The following is a 17,052-nucleotide window of genomic DNA, read 5'->3' as shown; positions in this document are numbered from 1 at the left end:
AACCAAAGCGCCCACACCATCACGATCCCAACAAACTGAGCCGTACAGCCGATCGGCGATCACCCAGCCGAAGTGGCAGGCGCACTGGGTATTTCGGGTGTCAGGTCAAGGCCTGCCGGCACCCGGCGCGGGTGCCGGGAAAGCCACTATCTGGCCGGTGGGGTCCGAGGGCTCGGGAACGCCCCAATTCTGGGCGACGACATAGAGTTTCGGGTCTTCGCCGCGGCTGAGGATGCAGGCGAATGCGCCGCGGTCGAGTTCTACTGTGGCCAATATTTTTCCGCCTTCGGCGACTCGCACGCAATGGCGGTTGCCCACGTCGGCGTACCAGACCGCGCCTTCGGTGTCGACGCAGATCCCGTCCGGATGATCGCCGGGTGTCTGTGCCCACACGCGGCGGTTGGCGAGCCCTCCGTCGGATTCGATGTCGTATGCGGTGAGCTGGTTGGCGTAGGACTCGGCGACGATCAGGGTCGCGCCGTCCGCGGTGATCGCCATCCCGTTCGGGAAGGCGAGACCGTCGGCGACCTGCCGGACGCTGCCGTCCGGCGTGACGAGCGCGATCGGGCCCGGCGTGAATTCGCCACCGGGAAAGTCGAAGCCGATGCTGTTGATGTAGGCGTTGCCGCGATTGTCGACGACGATGTCGTTCCACGGCTTGTCCGACACGGCGGATAGGTCGCCGTGCGTAACGAGCGACCCGTCGGCCTCGCGCCGCAGCAGCCTGCGTTGCGCGGAATCCACGACCAGCAGTCGCCCGTCCGGCAGAAAGTCGATGCACATCGGGAACGACGAGATCTTGACGATCACCTCGGGCCGGTGGTCCGCGCCGAGCGCGATCACCTGGTTGGCTCCCCAATCGGAGAACCAGAGTCGGCCGTCGTGCCAGCGCGGGGACTCACCGAACACGATTCCTTCCAGCAGAATTTCGGGCTTGGTCACGTCGCGATGTCCTTCTGTAGTCGGTACAGAATCTGACGTGGCGAGCCGCGAAAACTCATCGGCCGGTTATTGCGAGCGGTACACCACGATGCCCGGCACCGACCGGACATAGTCGGCGAAGGGCGAGTCGACCACCTTGTTGTTCTCCGCCAGGGAGGACGCATTGCGGAAAACAGGACCGCTCGGCGTCATCACGAAGATTCCGACGTGTGTCACGTCCAACCCCGCTTGACCGGTGTATGCACCGATGTAATCGCCCGTCCGGAGTCCGCCGATGACACCGTTACCCACGGCATCGCTGGGAATGAAGGTGATATTGCGATCCACCACCGGCAGCCCCGGAAGGTACGTTCCGCCATCCGCCTTGGCGTTGAGATGCCTGGCAACGGTTACCGCGGCAGTACTCAGCGCGCCGGTGACATCGGTCGCCGCGATTCGCGGCGTATTCACCCAGTCGCTGAAGAAGTGCTTGCGCTGCGAGAAATCGACGCGCCCACCGGCATACCGCGTGTCGATCAGGTTCGCGTCGAATTGACCGCGATCGGCGGACCGGCTCAGCGCTTCGACATAGTCGAGATAGGTGAAACAATCCACCCGGCGAAAGTCGATGACGAGTTGTTCCCGCTGCGTCGCGGACCCGACGAGCATGTCGGCACCATACGGCGTGCCGAGAAACTGCCGCGACAACAGCTCGATCAATTCGCCCTTGCTCTGCCCCGCGGGCGCACCGGCCCGCAACGCCAGCAACGCGTCGATCTTGCCCGCGGTGACGCCATCGACGTCCACCGGCTCGGCGAGCGCCGCAGGCACCATCGACGCCGTGCCACCGGCGAGCACCAGCAGGACGAGCAGTAGTCGGGCCAAGATGCGCAAGGAGCCTCCAACACGGTGCACGGTCACTCGAAGAACAACCCCCACGGTAGCCCGGCGGTCAACCCCGACGTGCCTGGCGAAAATAGCGGACCGATCCTGTCCGCTAGGGGTGTGCAGGTGGACGCGACCGGATCAGAAGGCAGCAGATTTGTCCAAGCCGCATGCCGCCGACTCCGGTGATGATGGCAACGCACCGGTTGACCAGCGAACGCGTGCAACGACGCACTGTTTCCGGTCTGAGCTGGGGTGAGAAGCGCCGCGGGTGGAGGGGATCAGCGGCGCTTCTCGGCGGCGACAACCCCGCACACGACAATGGGCCGCTGCGCGAAACACGCAGCGGCCCATCGAATATCGTCACGCCATTAGATACGATGGCTTCTTCTTGAAGACACCTTTGATGCCGACCGGAGTCACCATCTCGGCCCCTTGCCCACTCTGCGGCGCATAGTTGATCGGGCCGCACACCTCTCCCCGCGCACACTGGGCCGTATCACCGGCAGGCGAGGAGACCTGATCATCCGGAACCGCGTGCAGCGCGGCCACTATGAACGGCGCGATGGTGGCCGCCGTGACGAAGGTCCGTATCGACCGCGGCAGTGCCTGTATCGAAGGGACGGGCGTCATTTCCGGTCTCCGCGGCCGAACGGCCACGCGTCGGTGTTCGGCGCCTCAGGCGCTTCCTGCATGCCCTGACTGCTGAGGCTGCCCGGGTACAGGTATTCGCTGGCGGGCCGCCTCTTGCCGTTCAGCCACGCGTCGAAGAAGCCGTCCAGCTTCTTGGTGGTGCGGGACTGCACGAACTGACGGAACTCGGGGATCGACGCGTTGCCGTGCTTGTGTCCCTGCGCGAAATCTTTGACGGCGGTGAAGAATACGTCGTCACCGATGTAGCGGCGCAGTGCGTGCAGGAACAGCGGGCCACGGGTGTAGACGGTGGTGAATTCGTTGCCCTTGCCGGGGTTGTAGAGCGGTGTCGCCCAGACGTTCTGCTGATCGGCACTGGCGAGGGCCCGGCGATAGATCGCGTCGGCGTTCTGGTGATTGACCCGTTCCGGGTACAGGATGTCGGCGGTGTAGCTGGCGAAGCACTCGTTCAAGCAGACATCGCGCCAATCCTTGACCGACACCGAATCACCCCACCACTGATGGGCGTTCTCGTGGATCAGCGTGTTCAGATCCGTCCACGGCGCGTAGATCGGCCGGGTCTGGGTCTCCAGCGAGAACTGCAGGTCGGTATCCACGTAGATGCCGCCGCCTGCTTCGTGCGGATACGGGCCGTACAGCTGCTCTTCGAAGGCGAGCACGCTGGGCAGCTTCTTTTCCAGATCCTTCTTCTGCTGGGCATTACCCGGCGCGAAGAAACTCTCCAGCGGCGTATTGCCGACCTTCTGATTCAGCCGGGTGAACTTGTCGATCGCGATCGTCGACAGGTATCCGATGATCGGATCCTTGGCCTCCCAGGTGACGGTGTGCTTGCCCGTCCCGGCGGCCACGTCCGAGGTGCGGATTCCGTTCGACGCCACATCCCAGCCGGTGGGCACGGTGGCTTTCACGGTCAAGGTGACCTTGTCCAGCGGAGTGTCGTTGAGCGGGTACCACGTTGTCGCCGAATGCGGTTCGCCCGCCGCGAAGGCGCCACCGGACGGCGAATAGGTCCAGCCGTTGCCGTTGGTGTCGGGAACCGTGCCCGCGTAGTCGACGATGACCGTAAACGGTTGTCCCAGCGGCAATGCCGCCTTCGGGGTCACCACGAGTTCGTGCTCCCCGGTCCTCTTGAACTGCGCGGGCTGACCGTTGACGGCGACGGAACCGACTGCGGGACCGGCATAGTCGAGGTTGAACGCCGACAGGTTCTGGGTGGCGTTGGCCGTGATGGTGGCCTTGCCCTTGAGGTTGTGCGACGACGGGGTGTAGTCGACGGCGACGTCGTAGTGGATCGCGTCGTAACCGCCGTTGCCGTCCTTCGGGTAGTACGGGTCACCGAGACCGTCCGAGCCCGGCGTCGGATCGGCAGCGCTCGCGGCCGCACCGTTCGGCGAATCCGGCGGCGGCGCGGCCACCGCGGCAACGCCGGCCGACAGACTCAACGCGAGAGCCAACGCGGACACCGCGACCGGCCGCGCCCTCAGCGCGGCGGGGATCGGCGTGCCTTTGTCTGACCACTTGTGAATTCGCATGGTGCACAACCTCTTTAGTAGGCGATCCGGTGAGCGAGCGGTCGCGCGAACGTGTCGTTGCTCGATCGGATCTGTCATCGACTGCAGCAAATGCCACCGCGGCAATCTGCAGGTTCTGCCGGGTTGGGGCCTGGCCGCTCACTCGGAGCAACCAGGCCTATCCCCCGTAAAGCGAGGTGCCGCTGGGCGGCAACGTTCAGCGACCGCTCCAGCCGCCGAGCACGCGTCCGGTGTTGTTGGCGTCGATGAACACGACCCACTGCACGGGTTGCTTGCCTTGCGTGGCAGCGCCTTTGACCGCGACCTGATATGCGGGGACCGCCACGCTGGGCGCCTTCGAGTTCTTGGCGGCCAGCTTCGGGTCGTACCACGTGGCGGTCGTCGCGGAGACGGCGAACTTGTCGCGCGGCTGCTTGGTCAGCTCGGCGAGCGCACGCAATGCGGTGGCCGCCACCCCGGCGGGCGGTGTCTTGGCCCCGGCCGGGTACTTACCTTTCGCCTGCTGTGACAAGGCGCCGCTGGCCGAGATGAGCGAGCCGTCGGCGGCCAGTTTCTGCGCCACCGTCGCGCCGAAGACCGGCACCGAGTCGATCTCCTGGCGCAGCCGGACCGTGGCGCCCTGGTCGGCCGGTGCCTTCTGGTCGGCCGGGGCCACCGAGTCGACGACGAGGTTGCCGACCGACCCCGCACCGAAGACCTGCTGGACGGTCTGCGCCTGAGCCTGGGCGATGGCCGGAGCCTCAGCCTGCGTGCCCGGCGGGATCGGCAGCGGGTTCTTGAAGATCACCTGCATGACGATTCCGTCGGGATCGGTGAAGACATTCCTCGGCAAGGTGGGGAGCTCGAAAATGCCCGGCTTGGTGGTCGTCGGCGGGGTGGTGATCGTCGGTACCGACGTGGTGGTCGGCGACGGTGCGGTGGTGGGCGACAACGTCGTCGGATCGGTCGACGGTGCCGGCGTGGTCGTCGGTGCCGAGGTCGTCGGGTCGGTCGTCGTCGGCAAGAACGTCGTGGCTTCGGTCGACGTCGTGGCGTCGGTCGTCGGCGTTGATTCGGTCGTCGGCGCCGAGGTCGTCGGCGCGGACGTCGAAGGGGTGGTCGGCGTGGGGGTTGACGAGGGCTGGGCGAGCGCACCGGAGCTGGTCGTGAAAACCGTTGCCGCTAAAACGAACACCACGGTAGCGGTGTAGCGCGCCGCCCTTCGATGTGGGTAATTCATATCCAAGTAGAACCACACCACGGGCGTTATTTTCGACTGGGGACGTACTGGGGAGTTTGTATTACGACTTAATTAACTTTCCCCGCAGGGTAATTCGGCGAAGTGTCCCTTATTTGCGGTCCGGTGGCAGCACTTTCGGCGCAAGTGCGACGAAATATCAAGCCACCTAGCCGGTCCGGCAGCCCGATGGCGCCGCGGCACGGCGGTGTCCTCCGACGGACCTTCGGTGCCGCGATCGACTCTGCACCGCGGCGCAACGTCGGCTCCGTGCCGAATAGCGCAGGCGCCACAGGCGGGTACGCGGTGGGTCGCGGCACCGAAGGCTCGCCGACGCGCAACCTGCGGACAAATTTCGATTCGCAAGTCACGCACCGTATCGCGAGGTAAAATGCACGGTCATTTACTGTGTAGTCGATCGCCGATTCGGGTGGCGAAGTCCTGCCAGTTGGCCGCGTTCTGCCTGGCCATATCGAGCACGAGATTCAAACAATGTTCCGGGATGCGATCGGCCAGATCGAGTGACTGCGTCGGCGTACGCGGGCTGGCGTCGAGCCAGCGCAATACCGTGCGCCCGGTTTCGGTGAGACGCAGCGACGGGTCGCGGCGCAGGCTCTGCAATACCGAGGAGGGGCAAACCCGCTCCGGCGGTGCCGGATCGGGCGCGAGCGGCGTGCCATCGGTGCCGTCGCAGGGCTTCTTCCGGCGTTGGTGTTCGACGTCCGGGCGGCGCACTCGGCGCATCCGGCCGTCGCGCCCTAATCGGTGCCTCGTCTGGGGAACCTCCCCAGACGACTGCCTGCGCACCGCACCGACCGTCTTGTGGTCCAGCCCAGCGACTTCGGCCACCTTGCGGTCCGACCACAGCGGGTACATCCGCATGATGCGCAGCGAGGCGGCTTTGCGATCGAGAATCGACAGTGGCAGGCCGTGCGCGATGTTGGCCTGTACTGCGAGAACGAAGGCCTCTTCCTCGGTGCCGTCGAAGAATTGCGCCCGGATGACGTTGTCCCCCTTCAATTTCGCGGCCTTCAGACGGTGTACACCGTCGATCAGCCGCATGGTTTCTCGATGCACCAGGATCGGCGGCAGTTCCGCCTCCGTCGTCGCTAGCACCTGCGTATGCGCCGAGTCCTCAGCGCGCACGCGCAGTGCGCCACTGATGTCTATCGACTCGATAGGAATCTCGATGACTACGTCGGCAACTCCGACTCTCGCATCGTCGTCCACGTTCAACCTGTGTTCACTCACGGCGGTACTCCTGCGTCGAAGCCGAGATCATTCCGTAGCACACTTCGCCCCGCGTCCAGTACCGATCCGAACCACCACAACAAGCGGGACGAATCGATGCGGTAGGCACGGCGCTGTGCCGGGTCAGCGGTGACTAACTAGCGCGGACAGCAATATTTCACATTGGCAGAGTTCCGGCAACGATACGGTGTCGAAACGACCCTGCATTCGCAATCTGCGGATCGCCAGCGTGATTCGCCGGCGTTATTTGTGAATGGTGTTAACCCGAAGATCCCCACTCCACCTTTCGGAAACATTTCGGAAACTACCAGTTCCAGCCCGAAACCGCAGTCAGCGTGGATACGCTTAAGAGTTGGACTTGTCCGTCGGCCGCGACGGCGTTGACGGACATGGTTGTACGCCACAATATATGGCGGTACAAAGCTCCCGAGCGCGCGGCGATCACCCTGAGCACCGCGACAACAATAATCCCGAACCATTCGGCTCGAGACACAACAAAACGACGGTATTCCGACCGAATGGAATAACCGCTCGACCTACACCACGTGCCGCAGGCACACCCATTGCGTGTTCGTGTTCAAGTCCCCTCTCGCACACGAAGAACAAGGCGGGTTGCGCCCTGTTCCAAACGATTTCATCCGAGGAATTTTTCTGCCCGAACATCCCTCAGTTCCGACCCATCCTATCATCGGACCTCCCGCTGAGCAGCGCGAAGAACGAAAAACCCCGGCTCCGTTCGCCTTCCGAGAGTCCATACAGGAGAACATGTTTCGATGTTATCCGTAGGCGACACCGAAGAACTTATCGAGTGTCCAGTCGACGACATCTCGGTGGTTTCAAACGGGCACTGCCGGGGAGCACGGAATCGGCGTCCTTGTGACACCCGGCTTCGCTGGCCTGATCGGACAGGCGGCGGGGGCGTGATCTTACGTAGTACCCCACCCTGAGTTCGGCGCCCTCGCGATGCGGAATCACCCCTAGCACTGCGGTATTGGCGGCAAATAGCCCTGCGGCGTGATGCTCGGCCCGGTCGCCGGTTCCTATGGTCGGGACATGCTCAACGTCGAACCCGATGCAGTTGCTCACGACGCACCTCGCGGCGTCACCAGGCCGTGGCGGCGCGGCGCACTCGCCCTCACCGTGGCGGCGGTCGCCACCGCAGGCCTCCTCGGCGCGGCGACCGGCAGCGCGGGCGCCGCACCTGCCGGAGGCTGCCTGTGGGCGGGCACAAGTTATGCGCAAGGCACGGCCGTCGTCGCCGGTGGCCGCGCTTTCACCTGTGCGACAGACCAACTCGGCGCACCTCGTTGGCAGCGGGGCGACGACGTCCGCACACCGAGCACCGTCGTCAATCCCGGCGCCACCACCGCGCCCGCGGGCATCTTCAGTGCCGGAGCGCAGCAGCCGGGCACCGAGTACAACGACTACTGCGTGGGCACCCAACTCGTCGACGGCAGCGAGTCGGTGTACGAGGTGGTCTCCGACGCGAACGGCGCCCTGCGCTGGAAGGCGGCCGGACCGATCTCCCAGTGGAACTTCACCCCCGGCACCGGCCCGGTACCGACCACCCGCTCGGCCAGCCTGTGCCTGCCCGACCAGGTGATCTGGCCGGAACCGGCCCGATCGCCGAATCAGTAAGCGATGAACAAGATCTCGTCGCGCGAGTACTCGTGACCCGGATGATTCTCGGCCAGGTGGGCCGTTGTCTTCTCGACAAGATCGTCCTCGTCGATGCCGACGATGGCTTCTCCGCAGGGGCAGTTCAGGTTTCGCTTCATCAGGTGTCCTTCCCTCTCGTTCGACAGTCTAAGCGGACGGGCAACTGGACCCTGAGCATCCCGGTCCATCCGGACTGGCCCCCTGGGGGTAGTCCCCTACGCATCCCGGGGTACCCGGAGTAGTCCGCCTGGCTGACGCGCTCGCCATGGAACCTTTGCCATCATGACGTCGAGCCGAACGTCGAGGAGGACCACCGAAGTGATCACATTGCGCAGCTGCGCGCTGACGCTGACCGCTGCCATGGCCGCGACCGTCCTGCTCACCGCGTGCGGGCAGGACGCGCCCGAGCCGACCAGCACGACGCCGGCAAGGATCACCCTGCCGCCGCTGAGCGGGCGCTACCCGGTCGGCACGACCGACCTGCATCTGGTCGACACACGACAGGACCCATGGCATCCGGCCGACAAGCGGGAGCTGATGGTCACCGTGACCTACCCCGTGCAACGCACCGGTGAACGCGCCGCCTGGATGTCGCCGGGCGTGGCGGCCGCCGTAGACCAGCTCGCGGCCAGTTCGCCCGAGAACGGCCTGAAACCCGGCACGATCGACTGGGCAGGCACCAAACGCCAGGCGAGCATCTCGACGGAGGTGGACCGCACCGGCGGTGCCTGGCCGGTCGTGCTGTTCTCGCACGGCTTCGGGGTGGAACGCGAACTCAATTCGGTCCGCACCGACGACCTGGCCAGTCACGGCTACGTCGTCGTGTCCATCTCCCATACCTACGACGCGAGCGTGGTCGAGTTCCCCGGCGGGCGCGTGGTCACCAGCGATGCCCGCCCGGATCCGGCGTACCTCGCGACATCGGTCGATGCCCGCGTCGCCGACGCCAGGTTCGTGCTCGACCAGCTGACCCGCTTGAACAAGGGCGAAAACCCGGATGCCGAAAATCGCACGCTCCCCACGGGATTGCCGGGCACGCTGGACCTGTCGAAGGTCGGTATGTTCGGCCATTCGCTGGGCGGCTACGCGGCGGGCGAGACGATGTATCAGGACCAGCGCATCGGCGCGGGCATCAATCTCGACGGCGGCATGAGCGTCGGCAAGGTCGGCGAGGTCGTGCGGCACGGCGTGGACCGTCCGTTCATGCTGGTGGGCGCCGACGGCGTGAACCCGGAGACGGGACGCGAGTTCGAGCACTCCCACGTGGACGACCTCGACCCGAGCTGGCACCAGTTCTGGACCAATCAGCATGCCTGGAAGCGGGACCTGCACTTCGACGGCGCCGCCCACATGAGCTTCACCGATCTCCAGGTCGCGGTGCCGCAGTGTGCCAGCCTGCTGACCGAGCAGACGCGGCAACGCGCGGTCGGCACGATCCACCCGGCCCGCTCGGTGAGCGCACAGCAGGACTACATCGCCGCGTTCTTCGACCTGCACCTGAAACACCTCGCCACCGACCTGTTCGACGGGAACAATCCGCGCTACCCGGATACCAGGTTCATCCCCTGACGCGGGCCGCGCGGCAACGCGCGCGCAGGACCACCGGCGAGGTTCACCTAAGCTGCTGGTCTTATGGCCCTTCCCGCGACACTGCACAACTTCGCCGTCCAACTGGCCGATGTCGACCGCGACGTGTACCAGGACCTGGAGTTGCGGATCGCGCGCCACCCGTCCGAGACCGCCGAGTTCATGGTGACCCGCCTGCTGGCCTACTGCCTCGAATATCAGGAGGGCATCGCGTTCAGCGAGGGCGGTATCTCGTCCACCGACGAGCCCGCCGTCTTGGTCCGGGACCTGACCGGACGACTCACCGCCTGGATCGAGGTCGGCGCACCCGACGCCGACCGCCTGCACCGCGGCAGCAAGCTGGCCGGACGCGCCGCCATCTACACCCATCGCGATCCGGCCAAGGTGCTGGCACAGCTCGCGGGCAAGCGCATCCATCGCGTCGAGGCCATCCCGCTCTACAGCTTCGATCGCGACTTCATCGACGCCGCCGTCGCCGCGATCGACCGCCGCAACACCGCAACCCTGTCGATCACCGAACGCTCGCTGTACCTGGATCTCAACGGCACGAACCTGAGTGCGGCGGTCGAGGAGCACGCGCTCGGCTAGGTCCGGAATTCGGGAGATGACGGCGGCGGACCTTGCTACCCTCACCACTCATCTCATCAACGTGGAGGATCTCTTGAACCGTCCCATGCTGAATGTTGTTGCCGCCGGAGCTATCTCTCTGGCGATCGCCCTACAGCCCGCGGTCGCTGCGGCCGCGCCCGCGAGCAACGCCGCGACGCAGGTCACCGCCCCGTTCGACCCGATTTGCCCGCTCTGCTTCATCCGTGAATTCCTCGAGAGCGGTTCGGGGCACCCGTAATTCACCCGGCCGGGCGAGCGGTATGCGTTCCGCTCGCCCGGCTGAGGGGTCAACGACTGACGGCGAACTCGTCGCTGACCAGCCGCAGCCGCCGGGCCAAGTCGGAGACGAATATCCGCTCCGGATCGGCGGCATCGCGAATCCGGCGCCACTCGTCGAGCCGCGGGTACATCGCGCGGACCATGTCCGGCGTCGTCCGCGAATCCTTGGCGAAGTACAGGCGTCCGCCCGCGGCCAGCACGCGCTGATCGAGTTCAGCGCAGAATTCGCCGAGCCCGGGTTTGAGCGGGAAGTCCAGGCTGAGCATGAAACCGGGGTGCGGCCAGGACAGCGGCGCCTGGTTGCCAGAGCCCATGCGCTTGAACACATTCAGGAACGACCGGTGCCCCGAGTGCGCGATCGCCCGTACCGCGTCGGCGAGCTGCTCCTCGGCCCCGAACGGCATCGAGAACTGGTACTGCATGAAACCACGGCGACCGTAGGCGCGGTTCCATTCCCCGAGCAGATCCAGTGGGTGATAGAACTGCGTCAGGTTCTGGATCCGGCCGCGCGCTTGCCGCGGATACACCCGATAGACGCCTCGGCGGCGATCCGGGAGGTGACATTGTTGACCATGCCGTTCGGAAAGATATCGGGCACGGTAAACAGCTGCGGCGCATCGAATTTCAGTGGATCCCGGCGTAATTTGATCGGCAGCTGGTCGAGGGTGGCCAGCGACCCGCGACTGAACGCCGCGCGACCCACCTTCGCGCCGGTACTGATCGTGTCGGGCACCGACATCGAGTACTCGTAGCCCTGGTCCGAACCGCCGGTCAGCAGCGCCATCGTTTCGTCGAGATTGTTGGTGCGATCGTTGTCCACCACGAAATACGCGGTCTCGGTGTGCTTCATCCGCACCCGAGCACGAACGATGATGCCGGTCAACCCCATTCCGCCGACCGTGGCCCAGAAGAGTTGCGCGTCAGCACCTTCCGGCGTGATCGTGCGCACCGATCCGTCTGCGGTCAGCAGCTCCATCGACAACACGTGATTGCCGAAACTACCGTGCGAATGATGGTTCTTGCCATGGATATCGGAGGCGATCGCCCCACCGACCGTCACCTGCCGAGTGCCCGGCAATACCGGAACCCACAGACCGGACGGCAGCACCGCCCGCAGCAGCACATCGAGACTGACACCCGCGTCGACGTCGACCACACCGCTGTCCGGATCGATGCTGTGCACGCGGTCGAACACCGTCATATCGACGACGAGCCCGCCGCCGTTCTGCGCCGGATCGCCGTAACTGCGGCCGAGGCCGCGCGCGACAACTCCGCGCGGCCCCGCCTCCCGAACGCTCTTCGCCACCAGATCGATGTCCGGCGTGGACAACAACCGCGCGACAGTCGACGCTGTCCGGCTCCAGCCGGTCAGTGGACGTTGATCAATCACCGAGCCCCCATCTCCGAAATTCACCAAGCCACCGTAGACCGACTGTTGCTCACCTCGCCAGAAAGGCCAGCATGTCCCGGCGGAGTTCGGCGTTGGGCTCGCATGCCGCGGCCGCCGTGATCCAGTCACGCGTCGCGGCCGGGCGCGACTGCTCCGGCCAGGCGTCGAGGATGTCGAGGGCGGTCCTGCGGCATCCGGTGACCCGGTTGGCGAGGGCGACCGGCAGCAATCGCGCACCGAAGCCGGGGTATTCGCGCACATTCGCCACGATGGTCCGCAGCACCATATCCGGCTGGAAACCCCTTCCGAGACCGAGTGATTCGGACGGGCCTGACGCCAACTCCGCGAGCGGAAGGAGTTCCTCGGCGAGATCGACGACCCGCTCGACGGAGACCGCATCGGCATGCCGCATCGCCCACTGCCAGATGTAGGCGTTGCCGTGGTCGATGCGCAAGCGCGCGAGGGCATGGGGCAACGCCTCCACACCGAGTCGTCCCGCACAGGACAGCGCCACCGCGAACGCGATGGACTGCGGCCCGCCGGTGTCGGCGACTTCGCCGCGGGACACGAGTTCACGCAGCACCACATCGTGCCACCGCGGTTGCGCGATCAAGGCCGTATACCGGGCGCGAAGCCGCGCTGGCTCGCCGTCGGGCCAGTCGACATCGTCGTCGAAGACCAACCGTTCGAGGGTGATCGCCGCGTCCAGTAGATCGAGCGCCGGTTCGGCCAGCATGACGAGTTCGGCGAAGCGGTGCATGGCGGGTATCGCGTCTTCGTAGTCGTGCATGTCTTCCGCGGGGCCGCCGTTCGCGAGGGCTTTCAGGATGCCCGCCGCGCCGGCGAGCAGGGTGTCGTCGACATCGGGTTCCAGTAGTGCTTCGTAGAGACCGCCGGTGGTGGCGGCGAGGTGGGCCAGGTACTCGTTCATCACGCCGTTGCGAAAACCGCTGCGCAGCAACCACGCTTTGATGTCCGGGTCGGGGCAGCCTTTCAGGCGTTCGACCGCGTGAATGCGTCCCCAGCCGTCGAGGCGCTGCGCGAGCGCGAAAACCGCACGCTGCCTGTCGGGTTGGGTGTTCATCAGCGCGACGACGGCGAAGAGCGCGAATTCGTCGAGCGTCCCCAGCAGTTGCAGCAGTTCGCGGTCCCGTTCGTCGCCGCTCACGCCGAGCAGCACGATGCCGAGTTTGGCTACCTCGCGCCGGGTGGCCCGCTCCGCGACGAATCTTGCTGCCGTACGGAGCTTTTCGCGCGGTACCGGACGGGATCGCAATTCGCCGACCAGATCGTCGGCGACCCGAACGGCTTGCGCCCCGGCGAGGACCTCGAGCAAGTACGCCGGATCGTCGAGGTGCCGCAGGATTCGGTCGGCCAGTTCGGCGACCGGCTGGGATCCCGCGCCGAAGTGGTGGGTGCTGACGCCGTCGTAGACGACGCTGGGCAAAATGAATTCGCCTGTCTTGCGCGGTTCTTCGTCCGGAAGCGGATACCCGTCGTGCGGCCAGGGGCCGGGACCGTGCAGGGCGGCGAGAGAGAGTGCGTGGGCCACGAAGGTGGCCTCGCGGGGGCTCAACAGCCCGGGCGCAGAACGCCCTTTCCGTCAGTGATCATGGCTACGAGGATGGCAGCTCGTCCGCCAGGATGCAAACGCACGATTTCAATAATTCACCGGATAATGCTTTCAATTATCCCCACTTCCACTGGGGAGATCCCCACTATGTCTTTCATGTCACTATTCAAACAGTTGTTCAGAAATGGCGGCGTACCCCGCAGCCGTCGACTGGGACATCCTCTCGTGCAACAGTTCTCGGTTTTCGTTCGGCTATCCCCTGCGGCGACCGCTCACGGCGAGCAATGGGAAAGTCCCCAGCGCCGGCGGTAACGGGCTCGTCTGACTGTTCAGCGCCCCACCCCAGCACATTCTGTCCGAAGTGAGACCCGCATGAACCGCAAACGTCTTTTACCCATAGTCACCGCATGCTTAGTCCTGTCGCTAGGGCCCGGCTCCATAGCGGTAGCGGCCCCGGCCGCCGATCCCGTGGCGGCGCCCTTCTGTTACGAGGAACCTTCCACCCCGACGGCCGATATCAGCGACCTCAAAGCGCGCTTCAACCGCTCGAACTGGATGCCGACCCTGCAGGCCATGTATCAGCGGCGCTGGCCGAGCGGGCAGAAATTGGCGATCGCCCAGGCCAAGGATCAGTACTGGAATCAGTTCGTGGAAACGGGCAGTTTCGAGGCATTCGCCGAGTCGATGATGGTGGCGATCCACGAGGAAACGCACATGTGGGACCTCGACGGGTCCCGCACCGAGTGGGACAAGTACACCGCGTCGTGGATCAACGCCACGCAGCAGATGACGAACATCCCGCTGTACTCCGGTTTTCCGCGCAAGGAAATCCTGCCGTTGATCAAGGACAACCTCAGCGACGACATGGACGGCATCTACCTGCGCGATCAGGAGCAGGGCGACTATCACCTGCAAGGCGTGACCGCGGAATTGAACGCCGGTCTGATGGGCCTGCCCGCGGTCACCGTGGTGCAGGAGTACATCAAGGGCATCGGCGCGAGCAATGCCAGGGATATCGCCGCGACCAATCTCCGGTACCTGCTGCTCTATTTGCGCGTGGCCAAGGCTAAGCACCCCGACTACTGGGCCAAGATCAAGAACGAGCCCAAGCTGCGCGACCTGGTGCTGACCCAATTCCTGCGTACCGCTTACTGGTTGGAGAAGTCCGCACCGTACTCCGGCAAGCTGGGTGGCCCGAATGCCGACAAGATCACCGAGAAGAACTACGCACCGGAGAATATCTCCATTGTCGAGGAGTTCACCGGACGCAAAGTTCGGACGGACGCCCAAAAGAACTGCACTGCTTGATATTCGGTAGCCGAGCGGGATTGCCGTCCGCCGACGGCGATCCCGCTCAGAGCTGTCTGACGACCGCGCCCTTTTCGTCGAGGATCGCGATAGAGGGCGTGCCGTCCATCGCGACGCGCAACTGAATTCGCGGCCGTCCCTGCGGATCACACAGCGTCAGACCGGTCCCGTTCTCGGTGTCGGCGAACAGTTGCACGCCCAGTGGATGTTTCGCGTCATCGATCGGCGTCGCCGGATCTCCGATATGCGTCATGGTCAGTGCGGCACCGCCGACTTTGTCCTGCCAACTGGTCTGCAGATGAATGGCGTCGCCGTTGGGATAGTCCAGCGAGACCAGTGCACCGTCGCTGCTCGCCACGATGCCGCCCTTCTCGTCGCCGTTCTCGTCGTTGAAGACCAGGGCCGTGACGTCGTCCGGGCCGCCCCGCGTCTGCGCGGGATACGTCTTGCCGCCGAGGATGATCGGCGGTTTCCGCGTCGCCAGCAGGAACCGCTGCTTGCCGCGCCGATCGACCACCGTGAACGATCCCTCAACGGTCGACGTGTCCGCACCCGTCTCGGTGATTCGTCCGGCGGCCACCCCGACCCCGACACCAGCCACGGCCGCCACGGTACCGGCTATCACCGCACGTCGGTTGGTCACGCCATTCTTTGCTTCGTCTCCCACCACCTCGATGATCCTATTGGCGGACCGCCTATTTCGCCCGGATACGGAGTCTTCGGCTACGACCGCCGCCGCGCACCGGACCAAACTCGTCGCCGACAGCGGCCGCATGCTGGATATGATCTTCGGTACGGGCCGACCACGCTGACCGAGATCGAGATTGCCGCTATGCCTGCACACCCCGACCTGGCCGATGTGGTCGAGGCCCTGCACTCGGACCTGGCCGAATGGATGGGCTCGAACGCGCCACCCAAGGTATTCGACCGGTTCGCCAACGCGCTGCACGACGAGTTCTCCTCGGTCACCACGGTCGGGCAGATCATCGACCGCGACACGCTGCTGGCCGGTGTGTGGTCGGCCCGAAACGCGCAGCCGGGATTTACCATCGAGATCGCCGACATCGAGGAAATCGCGCAGAGCGGCAGCCTGCTCACCGTGCGCTTCACCGCCGAGAATCAGCAGGGCGACACCCGAAGCCGTCGCCTGGTCACCGCGATTTTGCTCAACACCGACCACGGATACCTGTGGCGCTGGCTACACGAAACCGCCACTCCCCCAGCAGAATAGCCATCCGGAGACGAACATGACCGAGGACACACCAAACCCGTTGAAGCGGGGCATATCCGACCTGGAGGACAGGAAACTAGCTGCACACCGCGCGTTGGTGGACCGTGTTCAGCATGGGCAGGGCACGGCGACCGCGGAGCAGCGCGCCAGCGCTTTCCGCAACGTGGGCCTTCCCCCGCCTCTTCAGGGACTGATCGACAAGGTCGTCGCGCAGCCGACCCGGCTCACCGACGCGGATTTCGCGGCGGCCGAGGCGGCGGGCTTCAGCGAGGATCAGTTGTTCGAGTTGGTGGTGTCCGCTGCGGTCGGCCGGTCCGCCCGGTTGTACGACGCGGGGTTGGCGGCCTTGGCCGAAGCGGTCGGCGAGGTCAGCTGATGCGTCTCGACATCCTGAACAACGGATACCGTCCCGGGACCAAGGTGCTGTTCACGCTCATCCGGGTGTTCTCCGGGCATCCCCTACCGGACGCGGCGAAGTTGGTCTTCTATCGGCCCGACTTCTACGGTTCCTTCGCGAAGAAGTTCACCCACGAAGCGATGCGGGGACCTGCTGACTGGTCGGTGGGCGATCGAGAGTTGATGGCGGCGTTTGTATCCAAGGTCAACGACTGCGCGTTCTGCGTCGGCGCACACACCGCTACCGCAGGCCGGGCCTATCGGGACGAGGCGAAGGTCCGAGCCGTGCTGGCCGACGTGGATTCGGCGCCCGTCGAGGAGGGTCTGCGGGCAACACTGCGGATGCTCGCCAAGCTGACCCGGACCGGAACCGTGGACGCCGGGGACATGCGAGAGGTGCTGTCCACGGGCGTCACACCCCAACAGATCAAGGACGCCTTAGCCGTCTGCGCGGCATTCAACACAACCAACCACCTCGCCGATGCCTTCGACTTCGAACTCCCCAGCCCCGCAGGCTTCGCGGCTGGCGCCAAGTTCCTACTCAAGCGCGGCTACCGGTAG

At 65.2% G+C, this 17,052-nt stretch carries 18 protein-coding genes and 1 pseudogene; 9 read left to right on the top strand and 10 right to left on the bottom strand.

Annotation, left to right across the window (positions count from 1 at the left end; genetic code table 11):
• Window positions 1-105 precede the first annotated feature (105 nt).
• The 5 genes from ACIBCN_RS35900 to ACIBCN_RS35880 all read right to left on the bottom strand — a co-directional run bounded on the left by ACIBCN_RS35900 (window position 106) and on the right by ACIBCN_RS35880 (window position 4,785).
• Window positions 106-942 carry an SMP-30/gluconolactonase/LRE family protein gene (locus ACIBCN_RS35900; protein ID WP_396996304.1) on the bottom strand — a complete coding sequence of 279 codons (837 nt, stop codon included), beginning with the start codon at window positions 940-942 and terminating at the stop codon, window positions 106-108.
• Between the two features lie 66 nt (window positions 943-1,008).
• Window positions 1,009-1,755, bottom strand: a complete 747-nt coding sequence (locus ACIBCN_RS35895; RefSeq protein ID WP_396996359.1) for a DUF1460 domain-containing protein — start codon at window positions 1,753-1,755, stop codon at window positions 1,009-1,011.
• Window positions 1,756-2,169: 414 nt separating this feature from the next.
• Window positions 2,170-2,439 (bottom strand): hypothetical protein, encoded by a 270-nt coding sequence (locus ACIBCN_RS35890; RefSeq protein ID WP_396996302.1) that lies wholly within the window; start codon window positions 2,437-2,439, stop codon window positions 2,170-2,172.
• A complete protein-coding gene (locus tag ACIBCN_RS35885; RefSeq protein ID WP_396996300.1) occupies window positions 2,436-3,992 on the bottom strand; it encodes a M1 family metallopeptidase in 1,557 nt (518 codons plus the stop codon). The genes ACIBCN_RS35890 and ACIBCN_RS35885 overlap by 4 nt, the downstream gene beginning before the upstream one ends.
• A 196-nt stretch (window positions 3,993-4,188) precedes the next feature.
• Window positions 4,189-4,785, bottom strand: coding sequence for a hypothetical protein (locus tag ACIBCN_RS35880; protein ID WP_396996298.1), 597 nt, complete (start codon window positions 4,783-4,785; stop codon window positions 4,189-4,191).
• On the opposite strand from ACIBCN_RS35880, the gene ACIBCN_RS35875 reads away from it, so the two are divergent.
• Window positions 4,784-5,182: a hypothetical protein gene (locus ACIBCN_RS35875; protein ID WP_396996296.1), complete on the top strand. Its 399-nt coding sequence runs from the start codon at window positions 4,784-4,786 to the stop codon at window positions 5,180-5,182. The genes ACIBCN_RS35880 and ACIBCN_RS35875 overlap by 2 nt on opposite strands.
• 425 nt (window positions 5,183-5,607) lie before the next feature.
• On the opposite strand, the gene ACIBCN_RS35870 is transcribed toward ACIBCN_RS35875, so the two are convergent.
• Complete coding sequence (locus ACIBCN_RS35870) at window positions 5,608-6,459, bottom strand: ParB/RepB/Spo0J family partition protein (RefSeq protein WP_396996294.1); 852 nt, start codon at window positions 6,457-6,459, stop codon at window positions 5,608-5,610.
• A gap of 1,053 nt (window positions 6,460-7,512) precedes the next feature.
• Between ACIBCN_RS35870 and ACIBCN_RS35865 the strand changes: the two genes are divergently transcribed.
• Window positions 7,513-8,097, top strand: a complete 585-nt coding sequence (locus tag ACIBCN_RS35865; protein WP_396996292.1) for a hypothetical protein — start codon at window positions 7,513-7,515, stop codon at window positions 8,095-8,097.
• Here ACIBCN_RS35865 and ACIBCN_RS35860 read toward each other — a convergent pair.
• Entirely contained in the window at window positions 8,091-8,237 is a 147-nt protein-coding gene (locus tag ACIBCN_RS35860) for a DUF1059 domain-containing protein (protein WP_396996290.1), read from the bottom strand. The genes ACIBCN_RS35865 and ACIBCN_RS35860 overlap by 7 nt on opposite strands.
• 199 nt (window positions 8,238-8,436) lie before the next feature.
• On the opposite strand from ACIBCN_RS35860, the gene ACIBCN_RS35855 reads away from it, so the two are divergent.
• From ACIBCN_RS35855 to ACIBCN_RS35845, 3 genes are all read left to right on the top strand, one after another.
• Window positions 8,437-9,687, top strand: a complete 1,251-nt coding sequence (locus ACIBCN_RS35855) for an alpha/beta hydrolase family protein (protein ID WP_396996288.1) — start codon at window positions 8,437-8,439, stop codon at window positions 9,685-9,687.
• 63 nt (window positions 9,688-9,750) lie between these two features.
• Complete coding sequence (locus ACIBCN_RS35850; RefSeq protein ID WP_396996286.1) at window positions 9,751-10,293, top strand: YaeQ family protein; 543 nt, start codon at window positions 9,751-9,753, stop codon at window positions 10,291-10,293.
• A 16-nt stretch (window positions 10,294-10,309) separates the two neighbouring features.
• Window positions 10,310-10,552, top strand: coding sequence for a hypothetical protein (locus tag ACIBCN_RS35845; protein WP_396996284.1), 243 nt, complete (start codon window positions 10,310-10,312; stop codon window positions 10,550-10,552).
• Window positions 10,553-10,601: 49 nt separating this feature from the next.
• Here the strand turns inward: ACIBCN_RS35845 and ACIBCN_RS35840 are convergent.
• A pseudogene (locus ACIBCN_RS35840) lies at window positions 10,602-11,983 on the bottom strand (FAD-binding protein).
• Between the two features lie 49 nt (window positions 11,984-12,032).
• Window positions 12,033-13,535 carry a hypothetical protein gene (locus ACIBCN_RS35835; RefSeq protein ID WP_396996282.1) on the bottom strand — a complete coding sequence of 501 codons (1,503 nt, stop codon included), beginning with the start codon at window positions 13,533-13,535 and terminating at the stop codon, window positions 12,033-12,035.
• Window positions 13,536-13,928: 393 nt separating this feature from the next.
• On the opposite strand from ACIBCN_RS35835, the gene ACIBCN_RS35830 reads away from it, so the two are divergent.
• The gene (locus ACIBCN_RS35830) at window positions 13,929-14,864 is read left to right on the top strand and encodes a hypothetical protein (protein WP_396996280.1); all 936 of its coding nucleotides are present in this window, start codon (window positions 13,929-13,931) and stop codon (window positions 14,862-14,864) included.
• A 46-nt stretch (window positions 14,865-14,910) separates the two neighbouring features.
• Here the strand turns inward: ACIBCN_RS35830 and ACIBCN_RS35825 are convergent, their stop codons facing one another.
• Window positions 14,911-15,465: a hypothetical protein gene (locus tag ACIBCN_RS35825; RefSeq protein ID WP_396996278.1), complete on the bottom strand. Its 555-nt coding sequence runs from the start codon at window positions 15,463-15,465 to the stop codon at window positions 14,911-14,913.
• 231 nt (window positions 15,466-15,696) lie between these two features.
• Between ACIBCN_RS35825 and ACIBCN_RS35820 the strand changes: the two genes are divergently transcribed.
• Genes ACIBCN_RS35820 through ACIBCN_RS35810 form a run of 3 tightly spaced genes read left to right on the top strand, consistent with a single transcriptional unit; the run spans window position 15,697 to window position 17,052 of the window.
• On the top strand, window positions 15,697-16,095 hold the full coding sequence (locus tag ACIBCN_RS35820) for a DUF4440 domain-containing protein (protein ID WP_396996276.1): 399 nt from the start codon (window positions 15,697-15,699) through the stop codon (window positions 16,093-16,095).
• A 16-nt stretch (window positions 16,096-16,111) separates the two neighbouring features.
• Window positions 16,112-16,471 carry a hypothetical protein gene (locus ACIBCN_RS35815; RefSeq protein ID WP_396996274.1) on the top strand — a complete coding sequence of 120 codons (360 nt, stop codon included), beginning with the start codon at window positions 16,112-16,114 and terminating at the stop codon, window positions 16,469-16,471.
• Window positions 16,471-17,052 carry a carboxymuconolactone decarboxylase family protein gene (locus tag ACIBCN_RS35810; RefSeq protein WP_396996272.1) on the top strand — a complete coding sequence of 194 codons (582 nt, stop codon included), beginning with the start codon at window positions 16,471-16,473 and terminating at the stop codon, window positions 17,050-17,052. Before ACIBCN_RS35815 ends, ACIBCN_RS35810 begins: the two co-directional genes overlap by 1 nt.

It is taken from the genome of Nocardia sp. NPDC051052, from assembly GCF_044456045.1.
Lineage (GTDB): Bacteria > Actinomycetota > Actinomycetes > Mycobacteriales > Mycobacteriaceae > Nocardia.
The sequence above is the reverse complement of the archived record's forward strand: the minus strand, read 5'-3'. Positions and strand labels throughout refer to the sequence as shown.